Here is a 20920-nt window from a genome sequence, read left to right as displayed (position 1 = left end):
ACAGTGGTCTCTCTTATTTCTTGGATGTTCGCATGGCTTCAGCACCCCTCCATCTCGACACGCCCCTGGTTCGGACATCCTCCGGCTATAGCGCCAGCGGCAAACCGCTCTGGCTGAAGCTTGATGCGCTGCAGCCTTCCGGCAGCTTCAAGCTGCGCGGCGTCGGCCGGCTGTGCCAGCAGGAGGTGAAAGATGGTGCGCGCGAGATCCTCTGCGCCTCCGGCGGCAATGCCGGCATTGCCGCGGCCTATGCCGGCCGGACGCTCGGAGTGCCGGTCACCATCGTCGTGCCGGAGACGACGGCGGCCGATGTTAGGCAGTCGATTGCCGCAATCGGCGCGAGTGTCCTCGTTCACGGAGGCGTTTTCGACGAAGCCAATGCCCACGCGGTCGAACTCGCCCGCAGCCGCAAGGCGACCTATGTGCACCCTTTTGACCATCCGCTTCTGTGGGATGGTCATGCCACGCTGATCGATGAGGTCGTTGCGAAGGGTGCGACATTCGATTGCGTCGTTACCAGCGTCGGCGGCGGTGGGCTGCTGGCCGGCATTGTCGAAGGGCTGAAGCGGAACGGCCTTTCCGGTGTCCCCGTCATCGCAGTCGAAACCGAAGGGGCGGCGTCACTACACGCAAGCCTCAAGGCAAACGAGCGCGTTACCCTTCCCGCCATCACCTCGATTGCCACGTCGCTCGGTGCACGGCAGGTGGCGCAGCATGTCTTCGATCTACCGAAGCAGCATCCGATCGAAAGCGTCGTCGTCAGCGATAGCGATGCCGTTGCCGCCTGCCTCAAATTTGCCGATGCGCATCGCATCCTGGTGGAGCCGGCCTGCGGTGCCGCCCTTGCCATTGCCGATGTGCATGCCGGGCTGCTTCAGCGCTTTGACAATCCGCTGATCGAAGTCTGCGGCGGCATCGGCGTGTCGCTCGAAAAGCTGATGCTTTGGAAGGAGAAGTTTCTCTGATCGAGATCAAAGAAATGCCGAGCTAGGTTCGGTTCGTGCCCCGATAGCTGCCCCTCACCTAACCCTCTCCCCGTAAACGGGGCGAGGGGACGCGGCAAACGCAGCGTTGAGGCTGAGGAAGACGGTGCGGCATACCTTCGCCCCGCTTGCGGGGAGAAGGTGGCGGCAGCCGGATGAGGGGCAGGTGCCCCGATCGTCTGAACTAAGGATTATGTTGGGCAGGCGAAGCCGGGCGAAGTCCCGGCTCGATCAGCAAGTAATTGAATAGCTTAAGCCGCCCAGGGATGCGACGCGGCGTTCTTCTTTTCGAATTCGTCAATCGCCTTGCCCTTTTCCAGGGTCAGGCCGATATCGTCGAGGCCGTTCAGCAGGCAATGGCGCTTGAACTCGTCGAGATCGAAGTTGATGGAGCCGCCATCGGGGCCGGTGATCTCGAGGTTTTCAAGATCGATCGTCAGGATAGCGTTCGAGCCGCGCGAGGCGTCGTCCATCAGCTTGTCGAGATCTTCCTGGCTGACCTTGATCGGCAGGATGCCGTTCTTGAAGCAGTTGTTGTAGAAAATATCGGCAAAGCTGGTGGAGATCACGCAGCGAATGCCGAAATCGAGCAGTGCCCAGGGAGCGTGCTCGCGCGAGGAACCGCAGCCGAAATTGTCGCCGGCGACTAGGATCTTAGCATCGCGATAGGCCGGCTTGTTCAGCACGAAATCGGGATTTTCGGAGCCGTCTTCATTGTAGCGGGCTTCGGCGAAAAGGCCCTTGCCGAGACCGGTGCGCTTAATGGTCTTCAGATAGTCCTTCGGGATGATCATGTCGGTGTCGATGTTGACGACCGGCAGGGGCGCTGCAACGCCCGTGAGCTTCACGAATTTATCCATGACCTATGCTCCATTTCAGCAAAACGTACTTTCCTGAATGTGCATCTAGTCCAGTTTTTCGCCGAAATGAAGGAGAATCTTTCTAAAATGGCGGCCACGCGGCGTTTCGCGTGGCCCGCCGTTGCGCGTGTCCGCTACTTGGTCGGAGCGTTCAAGCCCCAGAGGACGCCGAACGGATCGCGAAGCTGGCCGTAGCGATCGCCCCAGAACATCAGTTCGACCGGCATGACGACTTCGGCGCCGGCGGCCACGGCACGATCCCACCAGAAATCGATATCGTCGATAACAAGCTGGATGGCAAAACCTTCATGGCCTTTGAAGGGATGGCCGTATTCGGGATAGGCATCCGCCAGCATGAGGGAGCTGTCATTGATATAGAGATGAATATGCATCGTCCGGCCGCTTTCATCGACCGGCACCCTGTGGGCCTCTTCGGCGCCGAAGGCCTTCTTGTAGAATTCCGCGGCCTTCACCGCACCATCGACGGTCAGGTAGGGCAGCAGGCCATTCTTCACCGGCGGCAGCTTGGCCGGTTTGTCTTCCATCGTATCCATGCTCGTCCTCCATCGTTTTTGAGCGCCGGCTGAATGCCCGGCTGCTTCAAAGACGTATCATGGAAGCATGATCCGACAGTGGCGGCCAATATTTTTGAAAGCAGGACCTCAGAGATCGATGATCGTGCCGCGGCCGTCGTTCCAGACGCGCATCTCCGGCTTGCCGTTGTTTGCCTTGGCGCGCACCGGAGCGGGCTTCATCTTCATCGAAAGCGCGCGTCCGACCATGAACACGGTCAGGATGCCGCCGACGGCAAGCGTCACCGAGAAGGTGAGAAGCAGCATGGCGACAAAGAAGGTGGCGCCGGCCAGCATGAAGAAGATGGAGCGAATGTTCTGCATGGGTTTGAAACCTTTCTACAGAAAGGAATGTGGTCCTTCCTTTTCCTCTCTGCAAGGCAAGCATGGCTTTTTGTTGTCTTGCCGGGCTTTGCGAAGCTTGGCACTAATGGCTGATGAAGCAAACCACACCTCTGCGTTCCTCAAGTCTGCGCCGCTCGGTGCTGAGCGTGCCGGCCATCAATCTGCGGGCGCTCGAAAAGAGCCGTTCCCTTGATTGTGATGCGGTTATTTTCGACCTGGAGGACTCCGTCGCGCCCGAGAGCAAGGGCCAGGCGCGGGAAAATCTGCATGCTTTTTTTGGCGGACCGCCGCTCGAGGGCAAGGAAAGGATCATTCGTATCAATTCTTTGTCATCCGGATTCGGGGCGGCGGATCTCGATCTGGTCAAGGCGCTTTTGCCCGACGCCGTTCTCCTGCCGAAAGTGGATGGACCCCAGGATGTCATCGATATTGGCGATCTGCTGGCCGATGCGCAGGTGCCAGAGGAGCTGCGCATCTGGGCAATGATCGAAACGCCGCGCGGCGTGCTGAACGTCGGGGCGATCGCCGAAACCGGCCGCATGCCGGGGGCGCGGCTCGATTGCCTCGTCGTCGGCCTCAACGACCTGCGCAAGGAAACCGGCGTCCTGCCGCAGCCGGGGCGAAGCTTTCTCGTGCCCTGGCTGATGCAGGTCATTCTCGCGGTCAAGGCTAATGGGCTTGATGCGCTCGACAGCGTTTTCAACGATTTCCGGGATGGCGAAGGTTTCGACGTCGAATGCGGGCAGGGTCGCGCTATGGGTTTTTCCGGCAAGATGCTGATCCATCCCGCGCAGATTGCGGCCGCCAACCGGCATTTCGGTCCGAGCGCGGAAGAGATTGCCGAAGCGCAGGCAATCATATCAGCCTTTGCCGATCCGGCCGCCCAAGGCCTCAACGTCATCAATGCGAACGGCCGGATGATCGAGCGGCTGCATCTTGTCCAGGCCGAAGCTCTGGTTCATAAAGCCCGTCTGATTTCTGCAAGAAAGCCCGCCTGATGAAACTCTACCGCTTCCTGACCGGTCCCGACGACGCTTCCTTCTGCCACAAGGTCACCGCCGCCCTCAACAAGGGCTGGTCTCTGGAGGGCTCGCCGACCTATGCCTTCAATGCCGCAACCGGCGCGATGCAATGCGGCCAGGCCGTCGTCAAGACTGTCGAAGGCAAGGATTACGATCCGGAGATGAAGCTCTCCGAGCAATAGCGCGTTCTGCCGAACGCACGGTTTCAGCGCTCGGCGGCTTCCTCGGCGCTGGCCTCGATCCGCTCCATATCCTCATCGCTCAGCCCGAAATGGTGGCCGATCTCGTGGATCAGGACGTGAGTGATGATATCGCCGAGCGTCTCGTCGTTCTCGGCCCAATAGTCGAGGATGGGGCGACGGTAGAGGCGAATGCGGTTCGGCATTTCGCCGGTTTCCACGGTGAAACGCTCCGAAATTCCCCTGCCTTCGAAAAGGCCGAGCAGGTCGAAAGGCGTTTCCAGCGCCATATCCTCGAAAACGTCGTCATCGGGGAAATCCTCAATCTCGATGGTGAGATTGGTCGTCAGCTGGCGGAATTCATCCGGTAGATGGCTGTAAGCCTCCATGGCCAGCGACTCGAAGGTGCTGATCGTCGGCGCATGGCGGTCCTGCCAATCATCGCTCTGGTCTACGCGGGCCATGAATATTCCTTCCTTTGCGGGCCCATATAGAACCTTTGCCGCCGATTTTCGAGTGCGGAATCAAAGGCAGGAATAAATTCATAAAAAATGATTGTTGACTCTTCTTCAGCTCTCTGGAATCCATAAGAACATAACAGGAACAAAGACGGACGGAGTAAACGCCATGGCGCAGAACGCCCTGGCGCGCGAGCGGCTTTTTGCGCTCCGCGAAACCATCGCCAAGCTAGAAGGAAAGCCTGCGCCGGCGCTTGCGGCAGCGGAGCGGGAAGCCATGGCTTCGGAAAAGACCGGAGAGATTCAGGAACGAAACGACCTCGGGCTTCGCCTGCCAATTGGCGTGTCACCGCTCGACGAGGCGATGGAAGGCGGCCTGCCGCTCGACGCGATCATTGAATTTCGCGCTGCAAGTTCCCGCGATGCTGGGGCGGCAAGCGGCCTGGCTATGGCTGTTGTGACGTGGATGCAGAAACAAGAGGAAGATGCCGGGAGGTCTCTGCCGCTGCTCTGGATCGGCGATGCGGTTGGCGCGCTGGAAGCAGGCCGGCCTTATGCCCCGGGGCTTAAGGATTTCGGATTGAAGCCGGAGCGATTTTTCCATGCCGCGCCGCGCAAGCTGGAGGATGCGCTCTGGCTTGCGGAAGCTGCCGTTGAAAACGCAGCCTTCTCTGCCGTCGTCATGGAGGTGCGTGGCAATCCTCTGCATTTCGGTCTGACCGAAAGCCGTCGGCTTAGCCTCAGGGCGCGTGCCGCCCGCCGTCCGCTTTTCCTCATCCGTCAAGCCGGCGCGGAGGAAGCGAGCAGTGCTGCTTTGCGCCTTCGGGTCGAGCCGGCGCCGTCGAATCTGCGGCCGTTACCGGACGGATCGAAGCTAGCCGGCAGCATCGGCAACCCGATTTTCCGTCTCACGCTGGAGAAGAGCCGACATCCGGCTCCATTCTCCTTCCTTCTGGAGTGGAGCCCCCATGAACGCGAATTTCTTGCCGTCGACGAACCAAGCTTCACTCGGTCTCCAGGCGAAAAATCAGCGCATTCTGGCGCTCAGCTTCCCGCATCTGGCCACAGATCGCATCGCACGCAAGCGCTGGGGGCTTTCCTGGCGTTCGAAAGGGCGTCCTGAAGAACCGCCGCTCGTCTGTTGCGGCAAGCTCAACAACGCCATGCGTTTGACGGCGCTGGACGAATTCGCCGAGAGGTTGGGATTGCGGAAGGATCAAGGCGTTGCCGAAGCGCGCGCCATGTATCCGGCGCTCGATGTCATGGAAGAAGATCCTGCGGCCGACCGCCGGCTTCTGGAAGCCATTGCCGACTGGTGCGACCGTTATACGCCGATGGTGGCGTTCGATGGTAGGGATGGGCTGCTTCTCGACATTACCGGCTGCGCTCACCTCTTCGGCGGGGAAAGATCTCTTCTCAAGGATATTCTGTCGCGGCTCTTCCATATGGGGCTCGATGCACGAGGTGCGGTCTCATCGACGCCGGGCCTTTCCTGGGCTGTCTCCCGTTTCGGAAACGGCGGCATCGTGGAAGACGATGAGACGGAACATGTTTTGATGCCGCTGCCTGTCGCGGCCTTGCGCCTGGAAGAACAGATCGTCGAGGCTTTGAAAAAGCTCGGGCTCAAATATGTCGGCGATGTCATTCATGCGCCGCGGGCGCCGCTCACCCGCCGTTTTGGCCCGGCGCTGCTTCTGCGGCTCGACCAGGCGCTGGGCCGCGAGGAGGAGCCGATCTCGCCCCGGCGTCCCGTCGCCAGTCTTTCGTCCGAACGTCGTCTGATCGAGCCGATCGGAACGGAAGAACAGATCCTTGCCGTCACCGGGCAGGTTGCCGTGTCGCTGAAGCCGTCGCTGGAAGCGCGCGGTGCCGGCGGGCGGGTGTTCGAGCTAGTGCTGTTTCGTGTCGACGGCAGGGTTTTCCGCATTTCCGTGGGTGCTTCGCGGCCGCTTCGCGAGCCGAAGCTCGTTGCAGGGTTATTTTCCGAACGGCTGCATGCGATTTATGACGATATCGATGCCGGCTATGGTTTCGAGATCCTGCGCCTGAATGTGCTGCGGCATGACCCGTTCAACGACACGCAGGGCGATTTTGAAGGTGACCGGCAGGATGAAATCTCTCTTTCAACCTTCGTCGACCGCGTTTCGGCCCGTCTTGGCCGGGATTGCCTGCAAAGTTTCCAACTTCGGGAAAGCCATGTGCCGGAGCGGGCCGTGATCACGGTACAGGCAATGGAGAGCCTACCGGCATTGCAGAAAGTGAAGCAGGACAGCGCGCTTCCTTTTCGTGAGGAGCGCCCTCTGCGGCTCTTTGCAAACCCGGAGCCTGTTGAGGTCGCATTTGCTGAAGTGCCGGACGGTCCACCGCAGACTTTCCGCTGGCGGCGGACACAACATCAGGTGGCAAGAAGTGAAGGACCGGAACGGGTCGCCATGGAATGGTGGATCGATGGGGATGATGCGCAGACGCGCGATTATTTCAGAATAGAGGATGAGTCTGGACACCGCTTCTGGATCTATCGTCAGGGTCTTTATGGTGAAAAACCCGATCCACGCTGGTTCATGCATGGGGTCTTTGCATGAGGGCCGAGCCTGCATTCTTCGAAATCGGCACGAGAACGAACTTCTCGTTCCTCGAAGGTGCCTCCAGCCCGGAGGAGATGGTCGTGCAGGCCGCTCACCTCGGACTCGGCGGTCTCGGCATTGCGGACCGCAATTCGGTTGCCGGCGTCGTCAGGGCACATGCGCAGGCCGAGCAGCTTGAGGAGAGATATAAAAACAGAGATGCGATTTTGGCTCAGGCAGCGAAGGAAGGGAAAAGAGAAGAGATTCTCGATCCTATCCGGATTCAGCCGGGCGCCCGACTCGTCTTTTCCGATGAAACGCCTGATATTCTTGCCTATCCCCGCAATCGGCAGGGCTGGGCGAATCTCTGTCGTCTCCTCAGCGCGGGCAATCTGAAAGAAGAGGCAGTCAAGGGCGCCTGCATTCTGACAGAAGCAGAGCTCATGGAATGGGGCGACGAGATGATGCTCGCGCTCGTTCCGGACCGGAGCCTTATCAGCAATCCTGCCCGCCAGCCGGTGCTTGAAGACTATCTGGAGCGGTTTCGCAAACGGTTCCGCAAGGGATTTTTCATGGCGTTGTCGCCAGCCTATGACGGGCGGGACCGGCAGGCCTTTGCGGTGTTTTCCATGCTGGCCGCCCGAAACCGTGTGCCCTTGATTGCAACCAATCAGCCGCTCTATCATCACCCCGATCGCCGGCCGCTTTCTGATATCGTGATTGCGATCCGGGAGCATGTGCAGATCTCGGAAGCCGGATTCCTTCTGGCGCCCAATGCCGAGCGCTTTCTCAAGGATGCACGTGAAGTATCCAGGATTTTCCGGGACTATCCTCACGCGGTCGAGAATACGCAGGTGTTTTTCGCAGGGCTGAGCTTTTCCCTGAACGAGTTGAAACATAATTATCCCGCGGAAAACGAACCCGGCGAAACCCCGCAGCAAACTCTGAAAAGGCTGACGTGGGCAGGAGCGGCAAAACGTTATCCGGATGGTATTCCCGAGAAAGTGGCGCAGCAGATCGAGTATGAGCTGAAACTCATCGGCGACAAGAATTATGCCTCCTACTTTCTGACGGTTCACAAGATCATCCAGCACGCTCGTTATCAGATTGGTGTGCTCTGCCAGGGGAGGGGGTCGGCAGCGAATTCGGTCATTTGCTTTTGTCTTGAGATTACCGAAGTCGATCCTCAAAAGAGCACGCTCCTCTTCGATCGCTTTATTTCGATGGACCGGGACGAGCCGCCTGATATCGATGTCGATTTCGAGCATGACAGGCGTGAAGATGTCATCCAGCATATTTATGGAAGGTATGGCGTCGCGCATGCCGGGCTGACGGCAGCCGTCACCAGCTATCGCACTCGTTCGGCAGGCCGCGAAGTCGCCAAGGCCTTTGGCCTGTCGGAGGATGTTCAGTCGGCCATCAGCAGTCTCGTCTGGGGCTGGTCGGAAGACAATCTCTCGGAGCGGGATGCGAAGGCGGCTGGCCTCGACATCAAAAATCCAGTGACGCGGAATGTGCTGAAATATGCATCGGAACTCCTCGGTTTTCCGCGTCACCTCACACAGCATGTCGGTGGCTTCGTCATCACGCGGGACCGGCTCGACGAAGTGGTGCCGATCATGAAGACGGCGATGCCGGATCGATACATGATCGAGTGGGACAAGGACGATCTCGACAATGTCAAGATTCTCAAGGTGGATGTTCTGGCGCTCGGCATGCTCACCTGCCTGCGGAAAGCTTTCTCGCTGCTTGAACTGCATTATGAGATCAAGAAGACGCTCGCCGATCTCGGCAATAGGGAGCATGGAGAAGAAGGCGAGCCGGTCTATGACATGATGGGCCGCGCCGATACGGTCGGGGTTTTCCAGATCGAAAGCCGGGCGCAGATGAGCATGCTGCCGCGTCTGAAGCCCAGGCGCTTTTATGATCTTGTCATCGAGGTGGCGATCGTCCGGCCGGGACCGATCCAGGGCGACATGGTCCATCCCTATCTGAAAAGACGGGAACAGACGAAAAGGAATATTCCGATCGAATATCCGAGTGAGGAGCTGAAGACGGTTCTTGAAAGAACTCTTGGTGTGCCTTTGTTCCAGGAGCAAGCCATGCAGATTGCAATCACTGCGGCAGGCTTTGCGCCAGCGGAGGCGGACCGGCTTCGACGCGCCATGGCAACGTTTAAAAGAACCGGCACGATCGGCAATTTCGAGACGCGTTTCATCGAGGGGATGACGACAAACAAGCGTTACACCAAAGAATTTGCGCAGCAATGTTTCAATCAGATCAAGGGTTTCGGTGAGTATGGATTCCCCGAAAGCCACGCCGCCTCCTTCGCGCTGCTGGTTTATGCCTCCTCGTGGATCAAAGCCTATTATCCCGATGTCTTCTGTGCGGCGCTGCTGAATTCACAGCCGATGGGATTCTACGCGCCGGCCCAACTGGTACGGGATGCACGAGAGCATGGCGTGAAAATCCTGCCGGTCGATATCAACCAGTCGGACTGGGATTGTACCCTGGAAGAGGCCGCCTTCGATCATACGGCCATTGATTTCCGGCACCGTGAAATGCGGGAAATCATCAGGACACGACATGCGGTACGGCTCGGCCTGCGGCAGATCAAGGGTCTTTCGTCCACCGATATGCAGTTGCTCGTCGACAATCGTGGAGGAGGTTACGCGTCGGTGCGTGATCTCTGGCTGCGTTCCGGGCTGCAGAAATCCGTCATCGAGCGACTGGCGGATGCGGACGCCTTTCAATCCATCGGACTATCGCGTCGCGAGGCGCTTTGGGCGGTACGGGCTCTCGATGTGAAGAGCGCAACGGAGGAACTGCCGCTTTTCGGACAAGTGCGCCATATCGATATGCAGCCCGAACCTCAGGCAAAGCTGCCGGATATGCTGCCGGGAGAGCAGGTGATCGAAGATTATCGCTACCTGTCGCTGTCGCTGAAGGCGCACCCCGTATCTTTCCTGCGCGACGATTTGCGCAATGCTCGCGTAACACGCAATGTCGACTTGCTGCGCGTCGCGAACGGGCAGCGGGTGACGATTGCCGGCCTGGTGCTGGTGCGGCAGCGACCGGGATCGGCCAGCGGCGTGATCTTCATGACACTGGAAGATGAAACCGGCGTTGCCAATGCGATTGTCTGGCCGAAAATTTTCGAAAAATACCGGTCGGTCGTCATGGGTGCGCGGTTGGTGAAGATCTTCGGAAAACTGCAAAGCCAGAGTGGCGTGATTCATACCGTCGTCGAGCATATCGAGGACATGACGCCTGCCCTTGGTATCCTGCAGCGCGAGGCCCGCCGTTTCGGCGCTTGCGAACGCTCGGACGAGGTATTGCGGCCCGGCGGCGACCAGCGGCAGCTTGGCGATGCGCGCAAGAGGATGGGGCGAGAGACGGCTGCCGCAAGCCGGCATACGGATGTGGCGGAAACCGCCGATGTCATGCCGCGCGGCCGGAATTTTCATTGAAACGCGTCGCGCTGCCCTGACTTATCTCCACGTCTTTTGTCGTGCATGTCATCGCCTCCAAAGTGAATATTAGAAAATTTGCAACAGGCTCCGCCCAACGTGCCTCGCAGGGAAGCGGACTCGAATTTTTTCTTGACAGCTGCCATCTTCTTTAGCAGAAAACACGATAGTCAGTGTCATGTTTGGAAATGAAGACGTGCTTGTCTGCAGCTGCAATTACATAACCGACAAGGAAATCCGGGAGGTTATCACCAACCTTCTCGACGAAGATTGTTGGCAGCTTATCGTGCCTGCGAAGGTCTACCACGCCATGGAAAAACGCGGCCGTTGCTGCGGCTGCTTCCCCAACGTGGTCGACATCATCATCCAGACCACCGAGGAATATCACGCCCGTCGCCACTCGACGGAGGCCGAAATATTTGATTTCATGTCGCGCTTGAAGCAGTTCCATGAGGAAAACAGGAGAGCGGACATTGAAAGGCGACAAAAAGGTCATCGAGCGGCTTAACGAGGCATTGTTCCTCGAACTCGGTGCGGTCAACCAATATTGGGTTCACTATCGTCTTCTCGAAGATTGGGGCTACACCAAACTCGCCAAGAAGGAACGCGCCGAGTCCATCGAAGAGATGCATCATGCCGACCGGCTTGTCGCCCGCATCATCTTCCTCGAAGGTCATCCCAATCTGCAGACCTTGGCCCCTCTGCGTATCGGCCAGAACGTCAAGGAAGTCCTCGAAGCCGACCTCGCCGGCGAGTACGACGCCCGCACGGCTTACAAGAAGTCGCGCGATATCTGTTATGACGCCGGCGACTATGTGTCGATGAAGCTGTTCGAAGAGCTGCTGGCCGATGAAGAAGGCCATATCGACTTCCTCGAAACGCAGCTCGATCTGCTCGAAAAAATCGGCGAAAGCAAATACGGCCAGCTCAACGCCGATTCCGCCGACGAAGCCGAATAAGCTTCTACCAGATGCCGGCCGCGTCAGGGCGGCCGGCACTCCCGCGCTCGCCGCGCGCAAATCGGAAGCATCCCGGTCTGATCAGTCCTCCGATTTCAATGCTGTCAGATGCTGGAATTCGGCGATCACCTGGTCATAGACGGCGCGTTTAAAGGGGACGATCAGGCCAGGTAGCTCCTGCATCGGCTTCCATTCCCAGGCGTCGAATTCGGGATCGTGGCCGCCGGGCGGCGGGTTGATGGCGATCTCGTTCTCGTCGCCCTCGAAGCGGAAGGCGAACCAGCGCTGCGTCTGACCGCGGAATTTTCCTTTCAGTCCGATGCCGATCAGCGTCGGCGGCAGATCGTAATTGATCCAATCGCTTGCCTCGGCGAGCAACGTCACCGTCCTGATGCCGGTTTCCTCATAGAGCTCGCGATAGGCGGCATCCAGGGGATCCTCGCCCTTGTCGATGCCTCCCTGGGGCATCTGCCAGAGCTGCTGCGAGCCGTCATATTCGGAATTGCCGTCAGGGATGCGTCGGCCGGCCCAGACCAGGCCATCGCGGTTCAGGATCATCACGCCGACGCATGGGCGATAGGGCAGATCCTCGGCTTTCACGGTCGCTTGGCTCATCTTCTTCTCCGTTGAGACATCATCTCAGGGGTTATTGGGGTCGTTGGAAAGCGCCGCGACGCCGACGATCTCGATGCCGCGCATCGAAGCCTCCTCGCTCCACTTGGCAATGGCGTCGACGCTTTCGTCAAAAGCCGAGGCGATGCCGATCGCCTGGCCGTTTTTGCGCGCGATGCGTTCGAGCTCGTCGAGTTTCTTCAGTATGGCGTCGACATTAAGCTGGCCGTCGAGTTGCAGATCGGCAAAGGCATAGGGCAGTTCGGTCCCCTTGGCGACATCAGCTGTTTTCGACTGCGCCGACGTCCCGTCGTCGAGGAAGAGCAGGCCGCGTTTGCCGATATCGCGCATCACGGGTTCCATGGCGGCAGGCTCGGAAAGGAAACGGCCGCCGAGATAGTTCATGATACCGGTGTAATTGGTGATCTCGCCCATCGCCTTGTGCAGGTTCTCGATGTTGCGGGCGATCGGCTTTGAGGTCAGCAGTGTCTCCGGGCCCGGATCATTGGCCGGATAATCAAACGGTTCCAGCGGCACCTGAAGAAGGATTTCATGGCCGCCGCGGCGAGCCTCCTGCATCCAGCGCTGGAGGCTGTTGCCGCTTGCGGCAAAGGCCAGCGTGATCTCCTCGGGCAATTCGGCGATGGCGCGCTGCGTTCCTGTCTGGCTGAGCCCAAGGCCGCTGACGACAATGGCAATGCGCACACCGCGGGCGCCGGACGAGGGGCGGGCATACTGATCCATCGGCCGTCGGCCGTCGGGACCGACGATCGGCAGCCTGCCATAGGCCGAATCCTCGAGCAGTGTCTCGTTCGGCAGCGCCGCCATGCGCGGATCCTGGCCGACCTGCATGGCATCGACCAATACCGGTCCGCTGCCGTCGCGGGGACGGGGGCTGTATTTGGTAACGACGGAGCCGTCGCCGGTAACCATCTGCTCGACATTGGCGCCCGAACGCGGTTCCGCGCGCGGCATTCCATCCGCCGCCTGGCCGGCCGGCGTCTGCGCTGGTTGAGGTGTGCTGGAAGAGGGCGCTGCCGCTTGCTCGGTTGCCGGCGTTTTTTTGCGCTCGAGCCCGTCGCCGCGAAAGGCCGTATAGAGAGAGAAGCCGCCTATCGCGAAAAGGCATAGACTGGCGGCAATGCGGCCGAGGCGCAGCACTCCCGGCCGCCGACTGCCGGTTTTGCGGTTGCGCCCCAAAGGCGCATGCAGGTCCGTTCCCAATTTTCTCGCCCGCTCCAAACCGGGAAACAGCAAAAAGGGTCAAGGCCGGGCGAGTGCCCGGCCTTGCAATGATCGATTACTTGGCGACGACGGCCTTGTCCGGGTTCGGCGGGAAGGCCGGATCGGTCTTCTTGCCGCGCAGCAGGTCGAGCGCGTAGTTCAGCTGAACGTCGTCCTTCGGGTCTGGCGGCACATAGGCAACGGATCCTGAACCCTCGTCGGTTTCGCTCTGGCCCTTGATGTGGCCGCGCAGGCTGGATTCACCCTCCGTCACCATCTTGCCCTGCAGTTCCTCCGGCAGCGGCTCCTCGACCTTAATGTCGGGTGTGATGCCGGTGCCCTGGATCGAGCGCCCCGACGGCGTGTAATAGAGCGCCGTGGTCAGGCGTAGCGCGCCGTTTTCACCGAGCGGGATGATCGTCTGGACAGAACCCTTGCCGAAGGAGCGGGTGCCGAGAACGGTGGCGCGACGAAGATCCTGAAGGGCGCCGGCGACGATTTCCGATGCGGACGCCGAACCGCCGTTGATCAGCACAATAACCGGCTTGCCGTCCGTCAGATCGCCCGGGCCGGCATTGAAGCGGCGGGTTTCATCGGGATTGCGGCCGCGGGTCGAAACGACCTCGCCACGCTGCAGCAGGGCATCGGAGACATTGATCGCCTGGTCGAGCAGACCGCCCGGATTGAGGCGCAGGTCAAGGACGTAACCCTTCAGCTTGTCGGCCGGAACGGTGTCCTTGATCTTCTTGATCGCCTTCTCCATGTCGGGATAGGTCTTTTCGGTGAAGGAGATGATGCGGAGATAACCGACATCGTCCTCGACGCGCGACTTGACGGCCTGGACGGCGACAACGTCACGGACGATCGTCAGCTCGATCGGCTTGTCGGCGCCCTTGCGGATCAGCGTCAGCTTGATTGGGGTGTTGACGGCGCCGCGCATCTTCTCGACGGCGTCTTCCAGCTTCAGGCCGCGAACGGACTGCCCGTCGATCTCGGAAATGTAGTCGCCGGCGAGAACACCGGCCTTGGCGGCGGGCGTGTCATCGATCGGCGTGATGACCTTGACGAGCTCGTCTTCCATTGTGACTTCGATGCCGAGACCGCCGAACTCACCCTTCGTCTGGGTGCGCATATCTTCGGCGTCCTTCGCATTCATGTAGCTCGAATGCGGGTCGAGCGAAGACAGCATGCCGTTGATGGCGTTTTCGATCAGCTTGTCTTCGGCCGGCGGCGTGACGTACTGCGCGCGCACGCGTTCGAAGACATCGCCGAATACCGACAGTTCCTTGTAGGTGGAGGATCCGGCTGCTTCTGCCGGCACACCTGCCGAATAAATGACGCTCATCGCGGTCGCACCCATCAATGCGCCGACCAGAACAAGAGAAGCCCTACGAATCATTGCGTGCCTTTCCAGTGTCCTTGGCGGTCCACCACGGTCGGGAATCGACCGGTTTACCGTCTTTTCGAAATTCAATGTAAAGCGTTGGCCGGTCCGTTTCCAGCGCCAATGCAGTTGCGCTCGCCACTCTTTTCGCTCCCATCATGGCGAGCGGTTCACCAGAGAAAACGAATTTTCCCTGACGGGTATTGATGGTATCCATTCCCGAGAGAACCAGGTGGTATCCGTCGCCCGCGTCGAGAATGATCATCTGACCGTAACTGCGGAAAGCGCCGGCAAAAACCACCAGCCCGTCTGCCGGGGCCGTCACCACTGTCTCCGGGTTGGTGGCGACCGTCATTCCCATGGCTTCATGCCCGGTGCCATCGGCATCGCCGAACTGGCGCAGGATATCGCCTGCCACGGGCAGTTCCAATTTCGCCCTCAAATCTGCGAAGGGATATGCGGGCGCAATGCGGTTTTTATCGGGCACGCCGCTCTCGGCCAGCGCCTTGGCCTGAGCCCGCTGCTCGTCCGTCAAGAGCTTGCGGTTCTCCTCGGCCTGACGGGCCGCGGCGGCCGCTTCGCGTACCGAGGCGATCTCGGATTCCATCGAGGCGACGAGGCCTTCGAGGCTGGTCGCCTTGCCCGCGAGTTCCTCGGACCGCTTCTTCTCGGCCTCCAGATCAGCGGCGTTGCTGCGGCTGAGCTTGTCGTTTTCGGCAAGCAGCAGATCCATGCGCCGCTCTTCCTCGATGCTGTCGGTCATCGTCCCCGTCAGCTGGCTCTTCTCGGCGGCGCTTGCCGTCTGTAGCGCGGCCAGGCTTGCGAGATCGGCGGCGAGCTTGTCGGTTTCCTTGCGGATGCCGGGAACGACGGCGCCGAGCAGGATGGCGCTGCGCACGGATGCGAGCGCGTCGTCCGGGGTGACGAGCAAAGCCGGCGGCGGATTGCGGCCCATGCGCTGTAGTGCCGCCAGCACCTCGGCCAGCAGGCCGCGGCGTTCGTGCAGGGAACCGCGGATGCCATCCTCCCTGACGCCGAGGTCGGCAAGCTTCTTCTCGCTCTCAAGGATCTGTTTTTCCAGCCCCTTGCGGCGGGCGGCGGAATCGATCAGCGCCTGGCGAATGCTCTGCGTGCTCTTTTCCAGATTGGCGATGCTTTGCTGGAGTTCGCTCACCTTATCCGAGGATAGGCTGATGGTCTTCGACAGGGTTTCGAGTTCGGCGCGGGTCTGATCCCGTCTGGCGGCAAGTTCGGCGGCCGGATCGGGCGGCGCCTCGGCGGGCGGCGGGTGTGAAGATTGCGCCGCTTCCGGGGCGGCATCCTGGGCCAGGACCGAAAACGGGCTTGTCGAGACGAGGATGACCGCAACACCGAAACCGGCCGCAAGTGCCGGCAAAATCATGCGGTGTCGCCTGGTTGGAGTCGTCGTCATGCGTGTCCGGGCACTCTCTCAAATCGCGCGGAGACTAAGCTGATTTGGCACGCTTTGCCAGAAAGTTTGCAGGAGAAAGCCTGCCTGCGCAAAACACGGCTGCGTGACAATGCGACGCATAGCCGAGCCATGGACCGAGCCTGAATGGTCAGACGCGGTGATAGGGATGGCCGGACAAAATGGTGACGGCGCGGTAGAGCTGCTCGGCGATCAGCGTGCGCACGAGTTGATGCGGCCAGGTCATCTTGCCCAGGCAAAGCGTGGCGTCGGCCCGGTCGTAAAGGCCGGGATCAAGGCCGTCGGCTCCGCCGATTGCAATCGTCAGCTCACGTTTGCCCTGGTCACGGTAGTTGCCGAGCAGCTTGGCGAAGGCTTCACTGTCGAGCGCCTTGCCGCGTTCATCGAGAAGGATGAGAACGCTGCCCTCGGCCAGCGATTTCAACAGCATCGCCGCCTCCTCGCGCTTGCGGGTCTCCGCATTGGAGGCCCGGCTTTCACCGACTTCAGCAACGCGGGTGAATTCGAGGCCGACCGCGGAGCCGGCCTTGGCGAAACGATCGAGGTAACGGGCCACAAGATCCTTTTCGGGGCCGGACTTCAGCCGTCCCACCGCAAAAAGACCAATTCGCATTTCCCCGCTCCTGCTCGTGACGGCATTTCAGGCACAGGTTGCGCCGCAGCCGGCTTCTCATGTTTTCCGGCCAGTCAAATGCCGCATCTCAGGCGCCGGGCGATGCCGGCCCGCCTGTCAGTGCCGTGTTTCTTCATCCATATCCGGAGCCGCCCACATCTTTTCGATGTTGTAGAACTCGCGGATTTCGGGACGGAACACATGCACGATGATGTCACCGGTGTCGATCAGGATCCAATCGCCGCCTTCCTGACCTTCGACGCGGGCCGTACCGAAACCTTCGTCCTTGAGATCGGTGAGCAGGTGATCCGAGATCGCCAGGACGTGCCTGTTCGAGCGGCCGGAGACGACCACCATGTAGTCTCCAAGCGCCGATTTTCCGGCAATGTCGATCGTGACGATATCTTCAGCTTTGGAGTCCTCAAGGCTGGTGAGGACGGCTTCTAAGGCGCGGGCAGCGGCATCGGCGCCACGTTCCGCACTCTTCGGGACAACGGCGAGCGTTTTTCCCTTGGCGTGTACTGTTGTCAGTTTTTTTCCTTTCCTGGAATGACAAACCATGCACAACACGAGATCCGATTAAGGCCGGATCATGGTTAAGATAGGCATCAAACCATTAATGTTTCAAGACGTGCTAAGGTACAGAGCGGCCGAAAATCCGATCTGACGTCCGAAATGAAGAATATTGCCGCCGGGGCTGCTTGTGCGGTCGGTGTACAGTTTCCGTACCGCGGCGTAAAGTGCGGCAAATTCCTCGATTTTCCGATTCGATGACCGACTCAGCCGTAAAAACACCTGTTCCCGTCCTGCGAATCAGCTTCCCGAATGAGCACCGCCTCGGTCACGGCAAGATGGAGCTGCTGGAGCATATCCGCGCGACCGGGTCGATCTCGGCGGCCGGGCGGGCGATGGACATGTCCTATCGCCGCGCGTGGCTGCTCGTCAGCGAGATGAACCGGATGTTCTCAGAACAGGTGGTGGAGCCGCAGCGCGGCGGCCAGAAGGGCGGCGGCGCGGCATTGACGCCGTTCGGCGAAGAATTGCTAGCGCGGTTTCGCCGGATGGAACAGACGGTGCGGGAGAGCCTTGCCGAGGATCTCGCCTGGCTCGAAGCCAAGCGTAACCTGCTGCTTGGCGAGCACGATTGATCAGCTTTCCAGGGCAACCGTCTTGATGATGGCGAAGACGGTCTTGCCGGGCCGGAGATCGAGGCGCTCGCAGGAAAGCGCGGTGATGCGCGAGAGAACGGCATCGCCGTCACAATCGAGCCGGATTTCGACCGTCCCGTCGTCGTCCGGTGACATGTTTTCGATTCTGCCTTCAAGAATGTTCAGCGCGCTCAGACCCTCGGGCCTTGCGGTCGCCAGCATGACATCTCGGGAAGGAATGCGGATGCGGACCGGTCTGCCTGAGGCAAGGGCGGTGCCGGGAATATGCAGCCGGTTGGATTTCAGGGCGACGATCGACAGGCGGTGGCGCGCATCGAAGCTCTCGACCGTGCCTTCGAGCAGCGCCCCCACCTCTTTCCGGTCGGAAGCCGCAGAGGGATGGCTCAATATGTCGATTGCGGGACCTGTCGCCTCGACTTTGCCGTCGTGCATGACGACGACCTGGCTTGCCAGCCGCGCCACCTCGGCGATCGCATGGCTGACATAGACGATCGGGATTTCGGTCTCATCGCGCAACCGCTCGAGATAGGGCAGGATCTCGGCCTTGCGCGCCTCGTCGAGGGCGGCAAGCGGCTCGTCCATCAGGAGCAGGCGCGGCGAGGAGAGAAGGGCGCGGCCGATCGCGACCCGCTGCTTTTCGCCGCCGGAAAGTTTTGCGGGGCTGCGTTCCAACAGCGGCTCGATGCCGAGCAGGTCGATGATATGGTCGAAGCTCTCGCGGTGTGCCGCCTTAGGGGCAAACCAGCGGCCGTAGGAAAGATTGGCGCGGACGCTCAGATGCGGGAACAGCCGCGCCTCCTGGAAGACATAACCGAAACGGCGGCGGTGTTTCGGGACGAAGATGCCAGCTGTCGTTTCGGTGAGGCGCTCGCCGTCAAGCACGACGCGGCCCTCATCCGGCCGGGCGAGACCGGCAATGATGCGCATCAGTGAGGTTTTGCCGGAGCCGGAGCGGCCGAACAATGCGGTCACACCGCCTTCGGAGGTGAAGGCGGCGTCGAGTGTGAAGGCACCGAGCCTTTGTTTTGCCTCGACGATCAGCGTCATTCCGGATCGATCCTCCGGCCGGCGAGACGAGCGAGGAATTCGGAGGCGAGCAGGGCGGCCATGGATATGACGATGGCGACGAGCGTCAGCCGCAGCGCACCGGCATCACCGCCCGGCACCTGGGTGAAGGTGTAGATCGCGGCCGGCAGCGTCTGCGTCTCGCCGGGAATGTTGGAGACGAAGGTGATCGTCGCGCCGAATTCCCCCATCGCCTTGGCGAAAGAAAGGATCATGCCGACGATGATGCCCGGGAGCGTCAACGGCAGTGTGATCGTCAGGAAAATCCAGGCAGGGCCGGCGCCGAGCGTTCCGGCCGCCTCTTCCAGCTTGCGGTCGACCGCTTCGATCGAAAGGCGGATGCTGCGCACCATCAAGGGAAAGGCCATGACGGCGCAGGCGAGTGCGGCGCCCGTCCAGCGGAAGGAGAAGACGATGCCGAAATGCTGGTCGAGCAGACTGCCGATCGGGCCGCGGCGGCCGAAGAGGATCAGGAGAAGGAAACCGGTGACGACGGGCGGCAGGATCAGCGGCAGGTGAACGATGCCGTTCAGCACCGACTTGCCCCAGAAGCGGCCGCGGGCCAAGAGCAGGGCAACGAGAATGCCGAAGGGCAGGCTCGCCAGCATCGCGACGATCGAGACGCGCAGGCTGAGCAGGATCGCCGTCCATTCCTCATTGCTCAGGCCCAGAATATCCAATCCAAACCGTCTCCCTGATAATCGAAGTCGCCGAGGCAAGCCTCAGTTTGATGACGAACCTGCGGTGTCACTCGACGCCTGCCCCTCATCCACGGGGAGAGGGTTAGGGTGAGGGGCAACCATCTGAACGAAGCGGGCAGCCAGAGCAGTGGGTCAGCAGCCTTGACTGACGCTAAGCTGTCGCCCCTGATTCCGCAATCGCCTCAGTTTCTCAATCACTTCAGGATAGTGAAGCCCTGCGCCGTGAAGAAGACGGACGCCTTGTCCGATTTCAGGAAGTCGAGATAGGCCCTTGCATCCGGGTTCTTGCTCTTAGCAACGATCGCGACCGGATAGATGATCGGTGGGTGGGAGTCGGCCGGGAAGGTGCCGACGATCGCGACACCCTGGTCGGCCGCTGCGTCGGTCTGGTAGACGATGCCGTAAGGCGCTTCGCCGCGGGAGACAAGGGCGAGGGCTACGCGTACGCTTTCGGCGCCGGCGACCTTGCTTTCGACCGATGTCCAGACGCCGAGTTTTTCCAGCGCAGCCACGCCGTATTTGCCCGCGGGAACCGATTTCGGCTCACCCATGGCAAGCCTGCCGTCACCGAGCAAAGCGGCGAGATCGAAACCCTGTTTGATCTCGACCGGCTTTGCCTTGTCCTTTTCGGCCACGAGCACGATCCGGTTTCCGAGCAGGTTCGAGCGGGTGTCGGCTTTGATCAGCTTCTTATCCGCGAGGTAGTCCATCCAGTCGAGGTCGGCCGAGATGAAGATGTCGGCCGGCGCGGCGTTTTCGATCTGCTTGGCAAGAGCCCCGCTCGCCGCATAGGAGGCGACGGCTTCCTTGCCGCTCTCCTGGGTCCAAGCGGCATTGGCGGCGTCGAGCGCATTTTTGAGACTTGCCGCGGCAAACACGGTCAGCTTCTCAGCGGCTGCGGTTGGTGCCGGCAGCGCCGCGCCTATGCAGAGAGCCGCGATCGCGGCGGTTGCCAGCTTCATCCATTGGCGGCGGTTCTGCATGCATTCACTCCCCAGGTATCGAAATGTTTCTACGAATATAACGATACTCATAGTTTTGCTAGGGGATATGTCCGTGAAAATATAACCCTACGGCGGCCGGGCTTATCTCTTCATGACGGGCTTGCTTTTGAGAGGTTGGTCCGTAGGCGCGCAATGAGCGGGGATGGCGATTGCCAAATCAGCGGACCCGCAGGGGGGAAAGAGTTGTTTTGCAGAGCTTGCCGATTAATGCGGCAGCATTCGACGCCTCGTGAGCGCAGTATTGCGTCGGTTGCATTGCTGCATTGCACAAAATGATATTCACCTT

21 protein-coding genes and 1 pseudogene are annotated in these 20920 nt (G+C 60.3%); 9 read left to right on the top strand and 13 right to left on the bottom strand.

Annotated features, from left to right (window positions below; genetic code table 11):
- Window positions 1-32 precede the first annotated feature (32 nt).
- Complete coding sequence (locus tag CO660_RS08235) at window positions 33-965, top strand: pyridoxal-phosphate dependent enzyme (protein WP_097598334.1); 933 nt, start codon at window positions 33-35, stop codon at window positions 963-965.
- 269 nt (window positions 966-1234) lie between these two features.
- Here the strand turns inward: CO660_RS08235 and leuD are convergent, their stop codons facing one another.
- The 3 genes from leuD to CO660_RS08220 all read right to left on the bottom strand — a co-directional run bounded on the left by leuD (window position 1235) and on the right by CO660_RS08220 (window position 2739).
- A complete protein-coding gene (gene leuD / locus CO660_RS08230; RefSeq protein ID WP_097598304.1) occupies window positions 1235-1843 on the bottom strand; it encodes a 3-isopropylmalate dehydratase small subunit in 609 nt (202 codons plus the stop codon).
- A 134-nt stretch (window positions 1844-1977) separates the two neighbouring features.
- Window positions 1978-2397, bottom strand: a complete 420-nt coding sequence (locus CO660_RS08225) for a glyoxalase/bleomycin resistance/extradiol dioxygenase family protein (protein WP_097598303.1) — start codon at window positions 2395-2397, stop codon at window positions 1978-1980.
- Window positions 2398-2505: 108 nt separating this feature from the next.
- The gene (locus tag CO660_RS08220; protein ID WP_085779873.1) at window positions 2506-2739 is read right to left on the bottom strand and encodes a hypothetical protein; all 234 of its coding nucleotides are present in this window, start codon (window positions 2737-2739) and stop codon (window positions 2506-2508) included.
- Window positions 2740-2852: 113 nt separating this feature from the next.
- On the opposite strand from CO660_RS08220, the gene CO660_RS08215 reads away from it, so the two are divergent.
- Both CO660_RS08215 and CO660_RS08210 read left to right on the top strand, forming a co-directional pair.
- Window positions 2853-3758, top strand: a complete 906-nt coding sequence (locus CO660_RS08215) for a CoA ester lyase (RefSeq protein ID WP_097598302.1) — start codon at window positions 2853-2855, stop codon at window positions 3756-3758.
- Window positions 3758-3964, top strand: a complete 207-nt coding sequence (locus CO660_RS08210) for a DUF1737 domain-containing protein (protein ID WP_009996762.1) — start codon at window positions 3758-3760, stop codon at window positions 3962-3964. The genes CO660_RS08215 and CO660_RS08210 overlap by 1 nt, the downstream gene beginning before the upstream one ends.
- Window positions 3965-3987: 23 nt before the next feature.
- On the opposite strand, the gene CO660_RS08205 is transcribed toward CO660_RS08210, so the two are convergent.
- Entirely contained in the window at window positions 3988-4425 is a 438-nt protein-coding gene (locus CO660_RS08205) for a metallopeptidase family protein (protein ID WP_085779871.1), read from the bottom strand.
- A 163-nt stretch (window positions 4426-4588) separates the two neighbouring features.
- Between CO660_RS08205 and CO660_RS33755 the strand changes: the two genes are divergently transcribed.
- The 5 genes and pseudogenes from CO660_RS33755 to bfr all read left to right on the top strand — a co-directional run bounded on the left by CO660_RS33755 (window position 4589) and on the right by bfr (window position 11412).
- A complete protein-coding gene (locus CO660_RS33755; RefSeq protein ID WP_245421304.1) occupies window positions 4589-5542 on the top strand; it encodes a hypothetical protein in 954 nt (317 codons plus the stop codon).
- On the top strand, window positions 5454-7001 hold the full coding sequence (locus CO660_RS08200; protein WP_280952980.1) for a DNA polymerase Y family protein: 1548 nt from the start codon (window positions 5454-5456) through the stop codon (window positions 6999-7001). Before CO660_RS33755 ends, CO660_RS08200 begins: the two co-directional genes overlap by 89 nt.
- Entirely contained in the window at window positions 6998-10453 is a 3456-nt protein-coding gene (locus CO660_RS08195; RefSeq protein WP_097598300.1) for an error-prone DNA polymerase, read from the top strand. The genes CO660_RS08200 and CO660_RS08195 overlap by 4 nt, the downstream gene beginning before the upstream one ends.
- Before the next feature lie 99 nt (window positions 10454-10552).
- A pseudogene (locus CO660_RS08190) lies at window positions 10553-10961 on the top strand ((2Fe-2S)-binding protein).
- The gene (bfr, locus tag CO660_RS08185) at window positions 10927-11412 is read left to right on the top strand and encodes a bacterioferritin (RefSeq protein ID WP_064805736.1); all 486 of its coding nucleotides are present in this window, start codon (window positions 10927-10929) and stop codon (window positions 11410-11412) included. Before CO660_RS08190 ends, bfr begins: the two are co-directional and overlap by 35 nt.
- Window positions 11413-11493: 81 nt before the next feature.
- Here the strand turns inward: bfr and CO660_RS08180 are convergent, their stop codons facing one another.
- The 6 genes from CO660_RS08180 to rsfS form a co-directional block, all read right to left on the bottom strand.
- The gene (locus CO660_RS08180; RefSeq protein WP_097598299.1) at window positions 11494-12027 is read right to left on the bottom strand and encodes an RNA pyrophosphohydrolase; all 534 of its coding nucleotides are present in this window, start codon (window positions 12025-12027) and stop codon (window positions 11494-11496) included.
- A 24-nt stretch (window positions 12028-12051) separates the two neighbouring features.
- Window positions 12052-13248: a divergent polysaccharide deacetylase family protein gene (locus CO660_RS08175; protein WP_097598298.1), complete on the bottom strand. Its 1197-nt coding sequence runs from the start codon at window positions 13246-13248 to the stop codon at window positions 12052-12054.
- A gap of 76 nt (window positions 13249-13324) precedes the next feature.
- On the bottom strand, window positions 13325-14647 hold the full coding sequence (locus tag CO660_RS08170) for a S41 family peptidase (protein ID WP_003543943.1): 1323 nt from the start codon (window positions 14645-14647) through the stop codon (window positions 13325-13327).
- Complete coding sequence (locus CO660_RS08165; protein WP_097598297.1) at window positions 14637-16034, bottom strand: murein hydrolase activator EnvC; 1398 nt, start codon at window positions 16032-16034, stop codon at window positions 14637-14639. Before CO660_RS08165 ends, CO660_RS08170 begins: the two co-directional genes overlap by 11 nt.
- A 178-nt stretch (window positions 16035-16212) precedes the next feature.
- Window positions 16213-16695 (bottom strand): 23S rRNA (pseudouridine(1915)-N(3))-methyltransferase RlmH, encoded by a 483-nt coding sequence (gene rlmH, locus CO660_RS08160; protein ID WP_097598296.1) that lies wholly within the window; start codon window positions 16693-16695, stop codon window positions 16213-16215.
- A gap of 117 nt (window positions 16696-16812) precedes the next feature.
- Complete coding sequence (rsfS, locus tag CO660_RS08155; protein ID WP_085779863.1) at window positions 16813-17256, bottom strand: ribosome silencing factor; 444 nt, start codon at window positions 17254-17256, stop codon at window positions 16813-16815.
- Between the two features lie 209 nt (window positions 17257-17465).
- Between rsfS and CO660_RS08150 the strand changes: the two genes are divergently transcribed.
- Window positions 17466-17843 carry a winged helix-turn-helix domain-containing protein gene (locus tag CO660_RS08150; RefSeq protein WP_097598295.1) on the top strand — a complete coding sequence of 126 codons (378 nt, stop codon included), beginning with the start codon at window positions 17466-17468 and terminating at the stop codon, window positions 17841-17843.
- Here the strand turns inward: CO660_RS08150 and modC are convergent, their stop codons facing one another.
- The 3 genes from modC to modA form a co-directional block, all read right to left on the bottom strand.
- Window positions 17844-18911 carry a molybdenum ABC transporter ATP-binding protein gene (modC, locus tag CO660_RS08145; protein WP_097598294.1) on the bottom strand — a complete coding sequence of 356 codons (1068 nt, stop codon included), beginning with the start codon at window positions 18909-18911 and terminating at the stop codon, window positions 17844-17846. It abuts the gene before it with no gap.
- On the bottom strand, window positions 18908-19609 hold the full coding sequence (modB, locus tag CO660_RS08140) for a molybdate ABC transporter permease subunit (RefSeq protein WP_097598293.1): 702 nt from the start codon (window positions 19607-19609) through the stop codon (window positions 18908-18910). The genes modC and modB overlap by 4 nt, the downstream gene beginning before the upstream one ends.
- A 215-nt stretch (window positions 19610-19824) precedes the next feature.
- A complete protein-coding gene (modA, locus tag CO660_RS08135) occupies window positions 19825-20613 on the bottom strand; it encodes a molybdate ABC transporter substrate-binding protein (RefSeq protein WP_097598292.1) in 789 nt (262 codons plus the stop codon).
- Between the last annotated feature and the right edge of the window lie 307 nt (window positions 20614-20920).

It is taken from the genome of Rhizobium sp. L9 (genome assembly GCF_002531885.1).
GTDB lineage: Bacteria > Pseudomonadota > Alphaproteobacteria > Rhizobiales > Rhizobiaceae > Rhizobium.
Note: the sequence above shows the minus strand (reverse complement) of the source record. Positions and strands in the feature narration are given on the sequence as shown.